Origin of the sequence: Gordonia sp. NB41Y, from assembly GCF_030718915.1 — a bacterium.
GTDB lineage: Bacteria > Actinomycetota > Actinomycetes > Mycobacteriales > Mycobacteriaceae > Gordonia > Gordonia desulfuricans.
In genome coordinates this window covers 995,714-1,012,467 of the sequence record NZ_CP132196.1, presented here as the reverse complement: position 1 = coordinate 1,012,467, position 16,754 = coordinate 995,714, and the positions used below count along the sequence as shown (strand labels likewise).

Below are 16,754 nucleotides of genomic sequence, written 5' to 3'. Positions count from 1 at the left end.
CCCCGGAGTACTCGCCCCGGGGACGGATCAGCGGCCGCTGTTGACGCTCTTGTGTCCCATCGCGGGCACCAGCGAGAAGATCGGCAGGCCGATCACCAGGTGCATGACCGCGGTACCGATGCCCACCGAGATCTGGCCGGAGGCGTAGGCGACGATCGGGATGATCACCGCCGCGGCGATCAGCAGTCCGACGATCCAGCGGAAGAACGCGTCGGGGGTGGGCGTGATGATCTGCAGCACGTACCACAGCGCACCGGCTGCGACGGCGCACAGGAAACCGGTGAGCGCGAACCAGATCTCGTCGTTGGCGACCGGGTTCCAGATGCCGAACCGGCCGCTCGCGTTGACCTGGTCGACGATGCTGCGGATGATCCACGCCACCAGCCAGGCGGCCAGTCCGGTGACCACACCGGTCATCACGATGCCGCCGACGAACATGCCGACGTTGATGTCCGGGCCGACGCGCTTGCGCGGCTGGGCCGCCGGTCGCGGCGGCTGCTGTTGCTGCGCGTACGGGTCCTGCCCGTAGGCGTTCGCCGGGTTCTGATAGGCGGGATCCTGATAGGCAGGATTCTGGTAGCCGGGGTCCTGGTAGGCCGGATCCTGCCGGCTGTACGCACGCGAGTCCGGTGCGTACCCGGGCTCATACTTCGACGTGCGCGGATCCCGGGGGTCGCGATAGGTCATGAGCGTCTCCTGAACCTCGTCGAGAAGAAAATATTCGGTCGTCAGTCTACCGACGGTGCCCTGTCCTCCCGACGCTTCGCGTCTGCCCTGTCCTCCCGACGCTTCGCGTCTGCCCCGTCCTCCCGACGCTCCGCGTCTGCCCCGTCCTCCCGACGCTCCGCGTTCGTGCCGACCCCGCGCCTATGCTGACCGCATGGCATATCCACGGGAGAACCTGGCGCCCGGTGAACGGATCGTGCTGCACCGGCATCCGCACTGGAAATGTCTACTCGGACCGTTCCTGCTCTTCGTGCTCGTCAGCGCCGTCGCGGGACTGCTGGCCGGTGTGATCTCGTCGACCGGACTCACCTCGACGTCGGCGACGGTCGCCTACATCGCCATCGGGGTGCTGTGGGCGGCGGCGGCGATCTGGTTCTTCGTCCGGCCGCTGGTGTCGTGGAAGACCACGCACTTCGTGCTGACCGACCGGCGCGTGATCTTCCGCAACGGCATCCTCACGCGGTCGGGGATCGACATCCCGATCGGCCGGATCAACACCGTCGAGTTCCGCCACGGTCTGGTCGACCGGATGCTGCGGACCGGGACCCTGATGATCGAGTCGGCCTCCGACGAGCCGCTCGAGTTCGCCGACATCCCCCAGGTCGAGAAGGTGCACGCGCTGCTCTACCACGAGGTGCTCGACATCGTGGACAGAGGAGATGTGGGCAGGGGAGACGTGGGCCGGGGGGACGTGGGCAGGGGAGATGTGGGCCGGGGTGATGACCGGTGGGATGATCGTCGGGATCACCGCGACGACGACGCCGACCCGTGCCGACCGCGCCCGTGACCGCCGGACCCGCCGATGACCCGCCGGGAGAGGACTGCCCTGTGACCGATGTTCTGCTCGCCGAGGACGACACCGCGATCGCCGAACCGCTGGCCCGCGCCCTGTCCCGGGAGGGATACGGCTGTGAGGTGGTCGGCACCGGCACCGAGGCCCTCGAACGCGCCGTCGACGGTGGTTTCGAGCTGGTGATCCTCGATCTCGGACTGCCGGAGATGGACGGGCTCGAGGTCTGCCGGCGCGTACGCGCCCGCCGCCCCGAACTGGCCGTCCTGATGCTCACCGCCCGCACCGACGAGGTGGACTTCGTCGTCGGACTCGACGCCGGTGCCGACGACTACGTCGGCAAACCGTTCCGGCTGGCCGAACTGCTGGCCCGGGTGCGTGCGCTGCTGCGCCGCAGGCAGACCGCCGACGACGTGGTCCTCGAGGGCGGCGACATCCGGCTCGACGCCCGTGGTCGCCGGGTGCTGATCGACGGCCAGGACCTGGTGCTGGCCAACCGGGAGTTCGACCTCCTGCGGTTCCTGATGGAACGCGCGGGTGAGGTGGTCAGCCGGGACGAGATCCTCACCGAGGTGTGGGGATCGGCCGACCTGCGGTCGTCGAAGACCCTGGACATGCACGTGTCGTGGCTGCGCCGCAAGATCGGCGACGACCGGCACGACCGGCCGCGGCACATCGTCACCGTGCGCGGTGTCGGGTTCCGGTTCGACCCGTGATCCGCGGCCGCTGACCGGCCACGTCCATGCGTCGCCGCATCCTCTACACCATGATCGCCATGCTGGTGGCGGTCGGCGCCCTGCTGGGCATCCCGTTGTCGGTGATCGCCTGGTGGTGGGTCGGCGACAACGCACACCAGACCCTCGACAGCCGCCTCAAGTCGATCTCCGATCAGCTCATCCGCACCGACGACGGGCATGACGCCGCGCTCGACCCCGCCCGGCTCGACACCGCCTCGGTGCTGGCCCTGATCCCGGACGGCGGCCGGCTGGTCCTGATCTACACCGAGAACAGCGGCCGCTCGTCGAGTCGCACCGTCGGCCCCGACATCGCCGGCCCGGCGATGACCGACAGCATCGGCCTCGGTGACGCCGGATCGCTGGTCCTGGAGATCCCGCTCGACGACGTCCGCAACGACCAGCTCGCCGCCGTCGGCATCGTGCTGCTGGTGGTCGCGTCGTCGCTGGCCGCCGGTACCGTCGCCGCGGCGGTCACCGCCGGGCGGATCGCCGACCCGCTGATCGACCTCGCCGACCGGGCCGCGGCGATGGCGCGCGGAGACTTCCGGTCGGAGTGGAAGACCTACGGCATCAGTGAACTCGACCGGGTGTCACGGGCGCTCGGCGACGCCAACACCGAGATCGCGCTGCGACTGGAACGGGAGGGCGAGATCGTCGGCGACGTCTCACATCAGCTGCGCAGCCGGCTCACCGCCATCCAGCTGCGCCTCGACGAACTGTCGTTGCACGACGACCCCGCCGTGGTCCACGAGGCCGAGGCCGGGCTCGCGCAGGTCGAACGCCTGGCCTCCGAACTCGACGAGATGGTCGCCGCGTCCCGCGACGATCCCGCCGAGCCGGTGCGCCTGGACGTCACCGAGCTGATCACCACGCTGGTCGGAGACTTCGAGAACGCCTTCGACGCACAGGGCCGACGGCTGCGCACCACCTACACCGGCCGGCCGGTGGCGCTGTCGGCCCACCCGGGCCGATTGCGGGAGGCGGTCAGCGTGCTGGTCGACAACGCCCTGCAGCACGGGGCCGGGGACTGCCGGATCGGCGTGGGGGCCCTGGCCGGCGACATGGTGCGGATCACCGTCGCCGACGACGGCGCGGGAGTACCCGACGACCTCGTGCAGGACATCTTCCGGCGGGGCTTCTCCGCCGGTGCGGGCAACGGTGTGGGGCTGTCGCTGGCGCGTGCACTCGTCGAGGCCGACGGTGGTCGCCTGGAACTGAGCCGGCGTCGGCCGCCGATCTTCTCGGTGGTGGTGCCGTCGGCGTCAGCGCCGGGATCGGGGCCGCCGGGACCGGGCTCGCCACGACCACACGTCAGGCGTGACCGAGTTCCTCATCGTTGAGTTCCTCGACACTCGGGTACAGATCGGTCGATCCGGCGTCACCGCCGCGCAGGTTCTCCTCCGGGAAGGCGAACTTGCGCAAGGCCCAGAACCGGAACGCCATCTGCAGCAGGTTGCCGATCAGGAATCCGAGGATGAAGTCGACGACGGCGAGTTCCAGCGAACCGAGATTGGAGCGCAGGTCGAAGACGTTGTTCGCCACCCACAGCGGCGCGGCCTGCAGCAACACGCCGATACCACTGATGCCGAAGAACAGGAATGCCTCATGCGCGCGCTCACGGCCACCGCGGTTCTTGAACGCCCACTCGCGGTTGAGGATGTAGCTCAGGATGGTGGCGAGGACGCCGGAGATGATCTTCGCGACGACGGGTTTGCTCTGAAGCACGGTGAACGTCAGCGAGTAGAAGATCACCATGTCGAAGATGAACGTGGTGCCGCCCACCAAGGCGAACTTGATCAGTTCATGGTGCTTCATCACCTGCCGCTGGACCGGCTCCGGTAGCCGGGCTACGGTCTCATCGATGAATGGCACAAGACACGAGTGTAGGACCCCGACCGGGTGGTAACTTCACCGCGGTCGGTCATGCGCCCGACATGCCGGGCATGCCACGATGGATCGCGTGACTTCGCCTGACGGCGCGCACGGCGCCGACCCCCGCATCCCCGCACCCCCGCACGACCGGTCCGGTGGCGCGGCCATGCCGACCGTCACCATGATCGGTGGCGGGCAGCTCGCCCGGATGACACATCAGGCGTCGATCGCTCTGGGCCAGTGTCTGCGGGTGCTCGCCGCCACCGCCGACGACCCGGCCGCCCAGGTGAGCGCCGACGTCGTACTCGGCTCCCACGACGACATCGACGACCTGCGGGCCGCGGCCCGCGGATCGGTGGCCCTCACCTTCGATCACGAGGGTGTGCCGCTGCACCATCTGCAGACCCTGGAGGCCGAGGGCGTCTCGGTGCTCCCGCCGTCGACGGCCCTGCAGTTCGCCCAGGACAAGCGCGCCATGCGGCTGCGGCTGTCGGAGCTGGGACTGCCCGTACCCGACTACGCCGATCTCTCCGGCGACCTGGGGTTGGCCCGCGGCCGGCTGACCGAGTTCGGTGACCGGCACGACTGGTCGATCGTCCTCAAGGCGATCCGTGGCGGCTACGACGGACGCGGGGTGTGGATCGTCGACGACCGCGACGCCGCGATGGCGGTCTTCGACGAGCAGTTCGACACCGGGGTGGACCTGATCGCCGAACAGAAGGTGACGATGCGTCGCGAGCTGTCGGCGATGATCGGCCGCTCGCCGTTCGGGCAGGGTGCCGCATGGCCGGTGGTGGAGACCATCCAGCGCAAGGGACAGTGCGCGGTGGTGCTCGCCCCGGCCCCCGATCTGGACCCGGAGCTCGCCGCGCAGGCCCAGCAGATGGCACTGCGGCTGGCCGACGAACTCGGCGTCGTGGGTGTGATGGCGATGGAACTGTTCGAGACCGTCGACGGCGAACTGCTCGTCAACGAACTCGCGATGCGCCCGCACAACAGCGGGCACTGGACCATGGACGGTGCGGTCACCTCGCAGTTCGAACAGCATCTGCGGGCGGTGCTCGACTACCCCCTCGGCGACACCGCACCGCGGTCGGCGGTGACCGTGATGGCCAACATCCTCGGCGCCGACGAGGCCCCGCAGATGTCGATGGACGAGCGCCTGCACCACCTGATGGCGCGCATCCCGGAAGCCAAGGTGCACCTGTACGGCAAGGGGGAGCGGCCCGACCGCAAGATCGGGCATGTCAATATCGTCGGAGCCGGTGGCGACGACCTCGCCTCGGTCCGCGAACGTGCCGAACGTGCCGCGCACTGGATGTCCACGGCGGTGTGGACCGATGGATGGGAGGGGCACTGATGCCCGGGATCACTGACAGCACCGGAACCACGAGCGGCGACGACGCGGCCGGCGCCGCCGATCACGTCCTGAAGGCCCGCGTCGGGCTGATCATGGGCAGCGACTCCGACTGGCCGACGATGCAGCTCGCCGCCGAGGCACTCGCCGAGTTCGACATCCCGTTCGAGGTGGGTGTGGTGTCGGCGCACCGCACGCCCCAGCGCATGCTCGACTATGCGACCGCGGCCGCCGAGAACGGCATCGAGGTGATCATCGCCGGTGCCGGCGGTGCCGCGCACCTGCCCGGTATGGTCGCCGCCGCCACCCCGCTGCCGGTGATCGGTGTGCCCGTTCCGCTGCGTCACCTGGACGGACTCGACTCGCTGCTGTCGATCGTGCAGATGCCGGCCGGTGTCCCGGTCGCGACCGTGTCGGTCGGCGGGGCACGCAACGCCGGCCTGCTGGCGGTGCGCATCCTCGGCGCCGCCGATCCCGCACTGCGCGCCCGCATGGAGAGCTTCCAGCGTGGCCTCGAGCAGATGGTGCTCGAGAAGGATGCCGCCCTGCGGGCGAAGCTGCTGGGCGACTGAGATACCCCGGCCGGTCAGGTCTGGGTGGTCGGGTCGGCGGGGTGGTCAGGTCGGCGGGGCGGTGATCTCCAGGCGTCGGCGCAGGAAGTCGAGGACCTGATCGAGGGCCACCCGGGTGGGCTGGCCGGGCTCGTCCACCAGGTCGACGGTCAGCGTCGAATGTGGTTTGGGCAGTGGCGAATCCGGGCTGGCGGTGGCGTCGGGTAACTCGATGCCGATGAAGGCGTCGCCGAGCAGTTCCTCGAGCTTGCGGAACCGCGGGGCCGGTGACATGAGGTCGCCCTCGAACCGCAGGCCCATCACCTGGAGTCCCTTGGCGCAGCGGGCCTGGACCGCGGCGAGGTCGTCGGCACCGATGTCGATCGACCGGCGATGCTTGCCGGTGACGGCGAACGGCAGGGAGGGCTGCGCCAGTACCGGCGCCAGGAGCCGGTCGTCGGCGGCCATGGCCAGGGCGAACCCGCCGGTGAAACACATGCCGACCGCGCCGACGCCGGGTCCGCCGCAGCGTTCGTGCTCGTCGGCGGCCAGCGCCCGCAGCCACCGGGTGACCGGCGACGACCTGCCCAGTGCCAGGATCGAGAACTCGCGGCTGATGCACGCCCGTGCCATCGTGGTCACCGTCGACACCGCGGCACCCACCGGGTTGCCGCCGTAGACGTCCTTGCCGTCGGTGCCGAAGAGTGAGGGCATCACCGCGGTGGCGCCGAGATCGGCGACGCGACGCGCGAAATCGGCGACCGCCGGGGTGATCCCCGGCATCTCGGCGATCACGATCACCGCCGGTCCGGAACCCTTGCGGTACACCCGCCGGGTGACGCCCAGGTGGGTGGCGTCCTCGGCGGTGAAGTCGTCGAGCCGGTCGTCGCTCATGCGCTGGTGCCCCCGGCCGGCGTGTCGTCGGCGTCGACGAGGGTGCCCATCAGCGCCCACTCGAACGGTCGCCCGGCGATGCGGGCACCGAAGGGGAGATCGGGCGAGTCGGCGGGGATGATCCGCGGCCGCACCAGGCGCTGGTGACGTCCCCGGCGCGTGATCCCGCAGCCGCCCGCGGCCAGCACATTCCGTACCCAATCGGTGTCCCGGCCGTAGGCCAGCACGATCCCGAGCCGGTCGTCGTCGGTCCACGCGAGCACCGGGCAGTGATACGGCGTCCCGGACCGGCGGCCGGTATGTTCGACGACGGCCCACGGCGCGAGATACGGGGCCCACAGACCCTGGACCCGGTTGGCCACGTATCTGTTCGACCTGGCGAGTGCGGCAGGCAGTTTCATGGTCCCCACTCTGCCTGATCCCGCGGTGCGGCGCGCCCGATCCCACGGTGCGGTGCGCCCGATCCCGCGGTGCGGTGCGCCCGATCCCACGGTGCGGTGCGCCCGATCCCACGGTGCGGTGCGCCCGATCACCACGGTGCGGTGCGCCCGATCCCACGGTGCGGTGCGCCCGATCACGCAGTGCGGCGCGCCGCGTCGGTGAGAAAGTCAGTCCGGCAGCAGGACCGCGCGCTCGGTCTCGGCCCGGCGATCCTGCGGACCCGACGGGTGCGCCACCCACACCAGCCCGGTACCGGTCGCCAGCGGCCCGAGGAGGTCGGCGACGATCCCGGCGGCCGACCGCCACTCGCGCGTCGACAGCACCCGGCCACCGGGCTCGAGTCCGGCGGTCTGTGCCGCCGACCGGGCCTGCGTCAGAACCGTCTCTCCCGCAACACCGTTGAGTGCCGGGCCGCCGTAGCGTGGGCCACGCATCTGGTCGCCGTGCACCCGCACCCGCGACCCGAAATCGGAGACCCCGGGCGGAAGTCCCTTGACCGGCAATGCAAAGGGATCGAGTGGGGCCACCAGCAGTTCCTCGGCGTCCGGGTGGGCGTCGATGCCCTCGGCGGAGGTGAACACCGCGATCGGGGAGTCCGGGAGCCCACCGTCACCCGGTACGTGCACATGGGCACCGGCCCACCACGCCCCGAGGAGGATGCCCGCGGTCTGCCAGTGTTCCGGCAGATCCACCACGACGTCGTCGCCGGGCGCCGAACCGAGCTCGGCGACAAGGAAATTGGCGGTCTTGGCGGCCCAGTTGCCCAGGGTGGCCCAACTGAGTTCGGTGCGTTCATCGGTGGCGTCGTCGTAGAACGTGAGCGCCGGTCGGGTGTGGTCGTCCACGGCGTCGAACACCGCGGCGGTGAGGGTCTTCTCGGAAGTCGTCATCAGTTCACACAGGTCGGACCGTCGGAGTTGGCGGTGATCGCCGCCCGGTTGGCGGCGGCCGGGGTACTGGCCTGGTCCGAGGTGTCGGGGGAGCTCGCACCCACGTCCGACACCGAGCCGGTCCCATCGTAGGTGTTGGTCAGCACGGCGCGGATCCGGTGCTCGGGCATCGACGGGTCGGCACGTACGGTCAGTCCGCCGAGATCCTTGGCGAGCAGCCGGGCACCCGGGTCGTCGGCGTCGTGCGCATAGACCACCGAGTCGCGATCGTTGGTGGGCGTCGACGAGGTGGCGCCCGCCTGATAACCCTTCGCGGTGAGGATGCCGGAGACGTTGGCCGCCAGGCCGTCCACGGTGCCGGCGTTGACCACGTCGACGGTGTACTCGCTGCGGCCGGTGTTCCGGGACGGGTCGAGCAGATTGGACGTGAACGTCTTCACCTGTGCCGGGTCGACGGTCACCACGCTCTGCTGGCCGTCCTCGCTCCATCCGTGGTCGTCGAGCACCGGGATGGTGGCGAACTTGACCCGGCCGCCGCTGAGGTCCTTGAGCTGTTCGACGAAGGTGAGGACGTCCCAGTCGTCGTCGATGATCACCGAGCGTGACACCGCGCTCTGCAGTTCGTTCAGCTTGCCCGGGTCGGTGAGGGTGCCCGCCGACAGGATCTTCTGGGTCAGCGAGGCCATGTACACCTGCTGGCGGGTGATGCGGTCGAGGTCGCCGCGCGGCAGCTCGTGACGCTGGCGGACGAAACTCAGTGCCTGCGAACCGTTCAGCGTCTGGCGTCCCGCCTTGAACCGGGCCCCCGACATGGGTTCGCGGACCGGGTTCTTCAGGCACACGTCCACACCGCCGACGGCGTTGGTGAGCAGCACGAAGCCGAGCAGGCCGACCTCGGCGTAGTGATCCACCTCGACGCCGGTCAGTGCGGCGACGGTGTCGATGAGGGCCTTGCGTCCGGCCTCGGTTCCCTCCCGCTCGGCGTCGGCCTCGTCGGTGCCCGATTCGACGGCCTTGCGCCGCACCGATTCCCGGGTGGCGCCGTAGGCGGCGTTGATCTTGGTCTTGCCGATCCCCGGCACGTCGACATAGGAGTCGCGGGGGATCGAGATGGCCGTTGCCGACGATCCGTCGTTCGGGACGCGGATCAGCAGGATGGTGTCGGTGTTGGTGGCGATCTCGTCACCGGCCTTCAGCATCTTCAGTTCTTGCGGGGTCAGCGGGTTGCCCTTGGCGTCGGTGCGCGAATCGGTGCCGACGAGCAGGATGTCGACGGCGCCGTCGCTGCCGTTGCCCAGGCCGAGTCCGGCCAGGCGTGTGATGTCGGAGTCGAGGTTGTCCACCGAACGCCACACGTAGCCGGTGCCCAGCAGCACCGCCACCGACACCAGCGCGACGAGTCCGCGACCGATCCAGCTGCCGGACACCCCGGCCATGCGTCCCCGTCGCCGTGGCGGTGGGGAATCGGTGCCGGATTCGGTGTCGGGGTCGACGGTGGCCGGTGCGGCGGCGGCAACCGTGCTGGTGTCCGATGCCCGGGTGTTCGATGCCCGGGTGTCTCGCCGACGGGTGCGGATGCGGCGCTTCTCGCCGGTCGTGTCCCCGGTGGTGGTGGCCCTGTCGGGGGTGTTCCGGTCTGGGGTGTTCCGGTCTGGGGCGTTCTGGTCCGGGGTGTTCTGGTCGGGGGTGGCCCGGTTGGGGCGCCGCCGGGACGACGACCGTTGCCCTGCCGGACGCTGTGCCGTCAGGTCCCGGTCTTCCCTGTTGCGGTCTTCCCGGTCCCGGCCTTCCCTGTCCCGCTCCGAGGCCCCGGGTACGGGGGCCCGTCGGTTCGGCGCGGCCTTGCGTGCCGCGGGGTCGGCGGGGGGACGTTTCCGGCCCGAGCGGGGGGTGTCGGAGGTCTGCTCGGCCGGGCGACGGCGGACCGGCCGCTCACCCGGTGTGCGGTCACCTGATGTGCGCTCGCCGGGGTTTCGCTCGCCGGGGTTTCGCTCGGCGGCTGGGCGCTGACGGGGTGCGCGGGGACGGTCCGACGCCTCGGCACTGCGAGTGTGGATCTCGCCGGAGGAGCGTTGCCGCGGTCCACGCCGGGGTGCCTCGCCGCCGCCGGTGTCGTCGGGGCCCGGAGCCGGACGCCGCCGCGGCGAGTCGTCGCGGGGCGGTACCGACTCGGGGCGGGCACGCCGCCGTGGGGGTGGACCGTCGGCGCGCATCTCGGGCCGTGCCTGTCCATGGGAGTCGTCGCCGGTCTGCCGGGAACGCGGTGCATCCGGGGAGTCCGGGCGTGCGTGGCGCGACCGGGCGTCATCGCCGGTCGGCCGCCGGCGTGCGCCGTCGGGGCGGGGTTCCACGTCACCACTCGGCCGGTTCGGCCGTCGGCGCGCGCCGTCGGGGCGGGACTCCACGTGTGGTCTTCCTTCTCCGTCGTCTCTCGGCGGCGTCCGTCCGGACCTCGGCTACTGAGACCTCGGCTACTGGGACCTCTGTGACTCGAGTGCTGGACGTGCCTGATGTGGTTTGCAGTCGCAAGGCTACTGAATCTGTTGGTGAACTCGGGGGCGCAACGCCGGGCGGGCGTCGAGTGATCGGTCACGAACCGGTGGCGCAACCCCTCGAAACCGACTATCCGGAACCGGGTCCGGAGACGGCGAACCGTCGGGTACGGCGACATGGCAGACACCCTCCGCGTGGGGCACGATGGCGGCCATGGCACACACGGACAGCGCACCGGGGGATACGGGCACGTCGGGGGATACGGGGATGTCGGGGAACGCGGGGACCGAGGAGGCGACCACCGGCGGCGGGTATGCGGGCCCCGGTGCGGTCTGGATCGTCGGCGCCGCCGGTCAGCTCGGCACCGCGCTCACCCGCCGCGCCCCGCGCGGTATCGGCGTGCACGGACTGACCTCGGCCGACATCGACGTCACCGACGCCGCCTCGGTGCGCGCCGCGCTCGCCGGACTCTCCGCCGGTGACGTGGTGATCAACGCCTCCGCCTACACCGCGGTCGACAAGGCGGAGGAAGAACCGGAACGGGCCGCGGCGGTCAACACCGACGGACCCGCCCACCTGGCCGCCGTCGCCGAGGCCGCCGGGGCGTGGCTGATCCACGTCTCCACCGACTACGTCTTCGACGGCCCGGCCGCCGGCTCCGCCGGGAACGGGGTCGCGCCCCGCGTCACCCCCTATGAACCCGCCGACAGCGACTCCGTCACCACATCGCCCACCGTCTACGGCGCCACCAAACTCGCCGGCGAACGGGCCGCCGTCGCCGCCGCACCGTCGACCGCCGTGGTGCGCACCGCCTGGGTGTACACCGGCGGCCCCGACAGCCCCGACTTCGTGGGCACCATGCGCCGCCTCGAGGCCGCCCGCGACACCATCACCGTGGTCGACGACCAGACCGGCTCGCCGACCTATGCGGTCGACCTCGCCGACGGCCTGTGGGAACTGGCCCGCCGCGGCCCGCGCACCGGTTCGACCGGTGCCGGGGAGATCCTGCACGCCACCAACGCCGGGGCGCTCACCTGGTGGGAGGTGGCGCAGGCGGTGTTCGCCGAGGTCGGCGCCGACCCGGACCGCGTACGGCCCTGCACCACCGACGAGTTCCCGCGCCCCGCCCCGCGGCCGGCGTACTCGGTCCTGTCCCCGGCATCCTGGGTGGCCGCAGGCCTCACCCCGCTGCGCGACTGGCGGCAGGCCCTGCACGCCGCGGTCTCGGAGTCGTCGGTCTCGGAGTCGTCGGAGTCGTCGGTCCCGGAGTCGCCGGCATCCGACACCCCCGAATCCGAATCCGAGGTGACCGAGAACACGTCCGTGATCGACGACACCCTGGTCTCCGGCGACGCGCAATGACGAGCCGTGGGTGGCCGGTGTCCGGTTGGCTAGGCTGACCCGGTGACTTCGAAGCTGGCCGTGGTGACGGTGACCTATTGGTCCGGTGACCACCTGCGCACCTTCCTCGAGAGCCTGGTGCACGCCACGTCGTCGGTGCCGCCGGTGATCATCGCCGACAACGGCTCCGGTGACGGCGCCCCCGAGGCCGCCGACCGCGAGCACGACAACGTCACGCTGGTCCACACCGGCGGCAACCTCGGCTACGGTGGCGCGATCAACCGGGCGGTCCGCGTACTCGACGACGACGTGGAGTTCATCGTGATCGCCAACCCCGACGTCGAGTGGTCGCCGGGCGCGATCGACGAGCTGGTCGCCGCGGCCGCCCGCTGGCCGCGCGCCGGCTCGCTGGGCCCCCTGATCCGTGAACCCGACGGCTCGGTCTACCCGTCGGCACGCCGCGTCCCCGACCTGGTGTCCGGTACCGGACACGCCCTGCTCGGGACGGTGTGGAAGTCCAATCCGTGGTCGGCGGCCTACCGCGCCGACGACGTCGCACCCAGTGAACGTCCGGTCGGCTGGCTGTCCGGCTCGTGCCTGCTGGTGCGCCGCGAGGCCTTCGACGCGATCAACGGATTCGACGACCGCTATTTCATGTACATGGAGGACGTCGACCTCGGCGACCGCCTCGGCCGGGCCGGCTGGCTCAACGTCTACATCCCGGGTGCCGAGGTCACCCACGCCAAGGGTCACACCGCCGACAAGCGGCCCGAGACCATGCTCCCGGCGCATCATCGCAGCGCCTACCGGTTCCAGGCCGACCGCAACCCGGGGGTGCTGCGCGCCCCGATCCGGCTGGCCCTGCGGGTCGGCCTCGCCATCCGGTGCCGCCTCGCGGTGCGCGCCGCCAGACACTCCGCTGCGGCCGACGCCTGAACCGGCCACAATTCGACCAGTACCTCATCCATAAGGAGAGACCATGACGTTCTTCTCGGTGGGCAGCCACGGGCAACCCGCGGCCGATGTTCCCGACATCGACATGTCCGATGTGCAGGTGGTGGTCCTGGTGGGCGGTAAGGGCACCCGGCTGCGCCCGCTCACCCTCTCGGCACCCAAGCCGATGCTCCCGACCGCGGGTCTGCCGTTCCTGACCCATCTGCTCTCCCGGATCGGGGCGTCGGGCATCAAGGACGTGGTGCTCGGCACCTCGTTCAAGGCCCACGTGTTCTCCGAGTACTACGGCGACGGCTCCAAGCTCGACCTCAACATGCGTTATGTCACCGAGGAGGAGCCCCTGGGCACCGGTGGCGGCATCCGCAACGTCCTCGACGAGCTCACCGCGTCGACCATCGTCGTGTTCAACGGTGACGTCCTGGGCGGGACCGATGTGCGCAATGTGGTCGCCACCCACCGCGACACCGGCGCCGATGTCACCCTGCATCTGGTGCGGGTGAGTGATCCGCGGGCCTTCGGTTCGGTACCCACCGACGAGAACGGCCGCGTCACCGCCTTCCTGGAGAAGACCCAGGACCCGCCGACCGACCAGATCAACGCCGGAACCTATGTGTTCGACCGTTCGGTGATCGAGGAGATCCCGGCCGGTCGCGAGGTGTCGGTGGAGCGCGAGGTGTTCCCGCGGCTGCTGGCCGAGGGCCGTCATGTGCAGGCCTATGTCGACCAGGCCTACTGGCGCGACATGGGCACCCCCGAGGACTTCGTGCGCGGTTCGGCCGACCTCGTCCGCGGGATCGCGCCGTCGCCCGCACTCGGTGACCGGCACGGTGAGTCGCTGGTGCACGAGGGAGCCGGTATCGCCCCGGGCGCGGTGCTGATCGGCGGCACCGTCGTCGGTCGCGGCGCCGAGATCGGTCCGCGGGCACGTCTGGACGGTGCGGTGATCTTCGACGGCGCGGTGATCGAGGCGGGGGCCGTGGTGGAACGGTCCATCGTCGGTTCGGGTGCCCGGATCGGTCCGCGCGCACTCATCCGCGACACGGTCATCGGCGACGGTGCCGAGGTGGGCGCCCGCTGCGAGCTGCTGCGCGGCGCACGCGTGTGGCCTGGCGTCCAGATCCCCGACGGCGGACTGCGTTTCTCCACCGACGTCTGATCCCCGACGTCTGAGCCCCGTCATCTGAGCCCCGTCACCGGCCCGGGTCCTTCTCCCGGGCCGGGCGTGTCCGACATCTGCCCACGGCCCCGGTACCGCCGGTCCGTGGGCGGGTTCGTCTCTGCGGGTTCGTCCCTGGACCGTGGACGGCCTTCGGCGTGCCCCACGACACCGCGGGGGAGTTCCCGGATGCGGGTCAGCGGGCCTTGGCGGCCGCGAGCACCCCGGTCCCGAGCGGGATCACCACCGGCAGCAGCCGGTCGTCGTCGGCGACGAGCAGCGCCGCATCCCGGGCCGCGGTGGTGACCGGGTCGGTGCGCGACGGATCGGCCACCGCGCCGGAGGCGGCCGCGTGGTGGATCACCAGGACGCCGCCGGCCCGCAGCATGCGGATGCCCTCGGCGACGAAGGCCGGCATGTCCAGGCGCGGACCGTCGATGAAGACGATGTCGTAGGACTCGTCGGAGAGCCGCGGCAGCACCTCGTGCGGGGTGCCGTTGATGAGGCGGGTGCGGCCCGGGGCGATGTCGGCGCCGGAGAACGACAGCCGGGCCGCACGGTGGTGTTCGGGTTCGGGGTCGATCGTGGTGAGCACACCGTCGGCGGCCATGCCGGCCAGCAGCCACAGGCCGCTCACGCCGGTGCCGGTACCGATCTCGGCGACGGCGCGCGCATGGGTCGACCGGGCCAGCAGGGCCAGCAGCGCACCGACGGCGGGGGAGACCGGGTCGGTGCCGAGCTCGGCGGCGCGGTCACGCGCCGCGAGCAGTGCGTCGTCCTCGACGATGGCGGACTCGGCGTAGTCGATCAGTGCGGTGCGGGGATCTGCCATGCCGGGGTCTGTCGGCCGTTCGTCGGTCATCCAATGAGGTTATGCCGATACCCGTCTGCGCCGGTGACCGGCACGCCCGCGAGTCGGCGCCGGGTTCCTCAGACAAAGCTCAGGTGTCTCATACGGCGACCACACGGCGATACGGAAGGGTAAACGCCGATGAGGTCCGCAGAGTCGGAATTCCGCAGAGTCGGAATATCGACGACGCGGATGAGGTTCGACATACTGAACGCGAGCCAGCGTGATGACGGGTTGCGAGGAAGGAACCGGCCACCGACGATGACAGAGCTCGAGGCGTCCACCGAGACGGTCCCCACCGGTACGGCGGGATTCGACGCCACCGGAAACGAGATGTTCATGCCCTCCTGGGATGAACTGGTTCGTGAGCATGCCGATCGTGTGTACCGGCTCGCGTACCGCCTGTCGGGCAATCAGCACGACGCCGAGGATCTCACCCAGGAGACCTTCATCCGCGTGTTCCGCTCGTTGTCGAACTACCGTCCGGGAACGTTCGAGGGGTGGCTGCACCGCATCACCACCAACCTGTTCCTCGACATGGTGCGCCGCCGCAACAAGATCCGCATGGAGGCGTTGCCCGAGGAGTACGACCGGGTCCCCGGCGACACCCCCGACCCCGAGCAGCTCTACGCCGATGCGAACCTCGACGCCGACCTGCAGGCCGCGCTCGACTCGCTGAGCCCGGAGTTCCGTGCCGCCGTCGTCCTGTGTGACATCGAGGGTCTGTCCTACGAGGAGATCGCCACCACCCTCGGGGTCAAGCTCGGTACGGTGCGCAGCCGCATCCACCGCGGCCGGCAGACCATCCGTGACCATCTCCAGGCGAACGGTCACACCGACCGGCGCTCGGTCGCGATCGGTCGCTGACCCCACGACCTCCCGCCCACGACCTCCCGGCCCGTTTCCCGACCGGATGCATCCGCGAGGTCGACGGCCGGAGATGGGAACCCCAGGGTGCGGTCGGTCGTTGAGGGTGTCGGATAGGCTGAAGCGTCGACCACGACGACGCGGAACACGCGTACCGTGGTCGCAGCGATGTCGCCGGTAGGGTCCAGGCCCGCATGGCGCGCACGCGAGAGCACCGGTACGTGTCGAAAGGGGTGAAGGCGAAACGATGATGGACGGCCCACGACGGCAACCCGATGCCGGTGACATGACCGACCACCCGGAGTCCGCGGAGAGCATGCGCCGCCGTCGATCGGTGTGGAACGCCTCCTCCTGGACTCCCGCACGATCCTCCTTCGCGCCGATCCGGCGGCCCGCCGGACCCGGTGATCGCCGGTTCGCCCCCACCGAACACCTCGCCCCGGAGGCGGTCGCCGCCTTCGTCGACGGCGAGCTCGGCATGACCGCGCACATGCGGGCCACCCACCATCTCGCCCTGTGCCCCGAGTGTGTCGCAGCGGTCGACGCCCAGACGGCCGCGCGTGCCCGCCTGCGCTCGTCGGGCACCGTCTCCATCCCGACCGGTCTGCTCGGCCAGCTCAGCCAGATCCCGACCCGTGAGTTCGACATGCGCGATCAGGCAGCGCACGACATGCACGACCAGGCCGCCCACGGCCGGGCGGGCGAGGGGCGTCGAGCCGACGGCCCCACCGACCTCCCCGGCACCCCGCCGCCGGTCACCCGCGGGCGGATGAATCGGTGGCGGGGCCGCTGAGACGTGGATTTCGAGCGCACGGCACAGCCGCCGACCACTCCC

Annotated in this window: 17 protein-coding genes; 10 read left to right on the top strand and 7 right to left on the bottom strand. The window is 70.7% G+C overall.

Annotated features, from left to right (window positions below; translation table 11 throughout):
* Nucleotides 1-27: 27 nt before the first annotated feature.
* Nucleotides 28-687: a hypothetical protein gene (locus Q9K23_RS04325; protein WP_053778010.1), complete on the bottom strand. Its 660-nt coding sequence runs from the start codon at nucleotides 685-687 to the stop codon at nucleotides 28-30.
* A 193-nt stretch (nucleotides 688-880) separates the two neighbouring features.
* On the opposite strand from Q9K23_RS04325, the gene Q9K23_RS04320 reads away from it, so the two are divergent.
* Genes Q9K23_RS04320 through Q9K23_RS04310 form a run of 3 tightly spaced genes read left to right on the top strand, consistent with a single transcriptional unit; the run spans nucleotide 881 to nucleotide 3,593 of the window.
* Nucleotides 881-1,513 carry a PH domain-containing protein gene (locus Q9K23_RS04320; RefSeq protein ID WP_305950399.1) on the top strand — a complete coding sequence of 211 codons (633 nt, stop codon included), beginning with the start codon at nucleotides 881-883 and terminating at the stop codon, nucleotides 1,511-1,513.
* Nucleotides 1,514-1,554: 41 nt separating this feature from the next.
* Nucleotides 1,555-2,232, top strand: coding sequence for a response regulator transcription factor (locus Q9K23_RS04315; protein ID WP_053778031.1), 678 nt, complete (start codon nucleotides 1,555-1,557; stop codon nucleotides 2,230-2,232).
* A 26-nt stretch (nucleotides 2,233-2,258) separates the two neighbouring features.
* On the top strand, nucleotides 2,259-3,593 hold the full coding sequence (locus tag Q9K23_RS04310) for a HAMP domain-containing sensor histidine kinase (RefSeq protein WP_305950398.1): 1,335 nt from the start codon (nucleotides 2,259-2,261) through the stop codon (nucleotides 3,591-3,593).
* Here Q9K23_RS04310 and Q9K23_RS04305 read toward each other — a convergent pair.
* Complete coding sequence (locus Q9K23_RS04305; RefSeq protein ID WP_020794607.1) at nucleotides 3,565-4,125, bottom strand: GtrA family protein; 561 nt, start codon at nucleotides 4,123-4,125, stop codon at nucleotides 3,565-3,567. The genes Q9K23_RS04310 and Q9K23_RS04305 overlap by 29 nt on opposite strands.
* 166 nt (nucleotides 4,126-4,291) lie before the next feature.
* Here Q9K23_RS04305 and Q9K23_RS04300 point away from each other — a divergent pair, with 166 nt between their 5' ends.
* Nucleotides 4,292-5,485, top strand: a complete 1,194-nt coding sequence (locus Q9K23_RS04300) for a 5-(carboxyamino)imidazole ribonucleotide synthase (protein WP_053778029.1) — start codon at nucleotides 4,292-4,294, stop codon at nucleotides 5,483-5,485.
* 8 nt (nucleotides 5,486-5,493) lie between these two features.
* A complete protein-coding gene (purE, locus tag Q9K23_RS04295; RefSeq protein ID WP_261978031.1) occupies nucleotides 5,494-6,054 on the top strand; it encodes a 5-(carboxyamino)imidazole ribonucleotide mutase in 561 nt (186 codons plus the stop codon).
* 45 nt (nucleotides 6,055-6,099) lie between these two features.
* On the opposite strand, the gene Q9K23_RS04290 is transcribed toward purE, so the two are convergent.
* The 4 genes from Q9K23_RS04290 to Q9K23_RS04275 all read right to left on the bottom strand — a co-directional run bounded on the left by Q9K23_RS04290 (nucleotide 6,100) and on the right by Q9K23_RS04275 (nucleotide 10,663).
* On the bottom strand, nucleotides 6,100-6,927 hold the full coding sequence (locus Q9K23_RS04290; RefSeq protein ID WP_053778009.1) for a dienelactone hydrolase family protein: 828 nt from the start codon (nucleotides 6,925-6,927) through the stop codon (nucleotides 6,100-6,102).
* Nucleotides 6,924-7,328 (bottom strand): nitroreductase family deazaflavin-dependent oxidoreductase, encoded by a 405-nt coding sequence (locus Q9K23_RS04285; RefSeq protein ID WP_053778027.1) that lies wholly within the window; start codon nucleotides 7,326-7,328, stop codon nucleotides 6,924-6,926. The genes Q9K23_RS04290 and Q9K23_RS04285 overlap by 4 nt, the downstream gene beginning before the upstream one ends.
* Before the next feature lie 207 nt (nucleotides 7,329-7,535).
* Complete coding sequence (locus tag Q9K23_RS04280; protein WP_053778008.1) at nucleotides 7,536-8,258, bottom strand: TIGR03089 family protein; 723 nt, start codon at nucleotides 8,256-8,258, stop codon at nucleotides 7,536-7,538.
* The gene (locus Q9K23_RS04275) at nucleotides 8,258-10,663 is read right to left on the bottom strand and encodes an LCP family protein (protein ID WP_261978028.1); all 2,406 of its coding nucleotides are present in this window, start codon (nucleotides 10,661-10,663) and stop codon (nucleotides 8,258-8,260) included. The genes Q9K23_RS04280 and Q9K23_RS04275 overlap by 1 nt, the downstream gene beginning before the upstream one ends.
* 355 nt (nucleotides 10,664-11,018) lie before the next feature.
* Between Q9K23_RS04275 and rfbD the strand changes: the two genes are divergently transcribed.
* From rfbD to Q9K23_RS04260, 3 genes are all read left to right on the top strand, one after another.
* Complete coding sequence (gene rfbD, locus Q9K23_RS04270) at nucleotides 11,019-12,113, top strand: dTDP-4-dehydrorhamnose reductase (RefSeq protein WP_305950533.1); 1,095 nt, start codon at nucleotides 11,019-11,021, stop codon at nucleotides 12,111-12,113.
* A gap of 42 nt (nucleotides 12,114-12,155) precedes the next feature.
* Nucleotides 12,156-13,028: a glycosyltransferase family 2 protein gene (locus tag Q9K23_RS04265; RefSeq protein WP_082366004.1), complete on the top strand. Its 873-nt coding sequence runs from the start codon at nucleotides 12,156-12,158 to the stop codon at nucleotides 13,026-13,028.
* A 103-nt stretch (nucleotides 13,029-13,131) separates the two neighbouring features.
* Nucleotides 13,132-14,202, top strand: a complete 1,071-nt coding sequence (locus Q9K23_RS04260) for an NDP-sugar synthase (RefSeq protein WP_305950532.1) — start codon at nucleotides 13,132-13,134, stop codon at nucleotides 14,200-14,202.
* Nucleotides 14,203-14,398: 196 nt separating this feature from the next.
* Here Q9K23_RS04260 and Q9K23_RS04255 read toward each other — a convergent pair whose 3' ends face one another.
* Nucleotides 14,399-15,064 carry a class I SAM-dependent methyltransferase gene (locus Q9K23_RS04255; protein ID WP_053778007.1) on the bottom strand — a complete coding sequence of 222 codons (666 nt, stop codon included), beginning with the start codon at nucleotides 15,062-15,064 and terminating at the stop codon, nucleotides 14,399-14,401.
* Between the two features lie 249 nt (nucleotides 15,065-15,313).
* Between Q9K23_RS04255 and sigE the strand changes: the two genes are divergently transcribed.
* Together sigE and Q9K23_RS04245 are read left to right on the top strand one after the other, a co-directional pair.
* Nucleotides 15,314-15,919: an RNA polymerase sigma factor SigE gene (gene sigE / locus Q9K23_RS04250; protein WP_020793416.1), complete on the top strand. Its 606-nt coding sequence runs from the start codon at nucleotides 15,314-15,316 to the stop codon at nucleotides 15,917-15,919.
* Nucleotides 15,920-16,166: 247 nt separating this feature from the next.
* Nucleotides 16,167-16,712 carry a hypothetical protein gene (locus Q9K23_RS04245; RefSeq protein WP_053778006.1) on the top strand — a complete coding sequence of 182 codons (546 nt, stop codon included), beginning with the start codon at nucleotides 16,167-16,169 and terminating at the stop codon, nucleotides 16,710-16,712.
* Nucleotides 16,713-16,754: the final 42 nt, after the last annotated feature.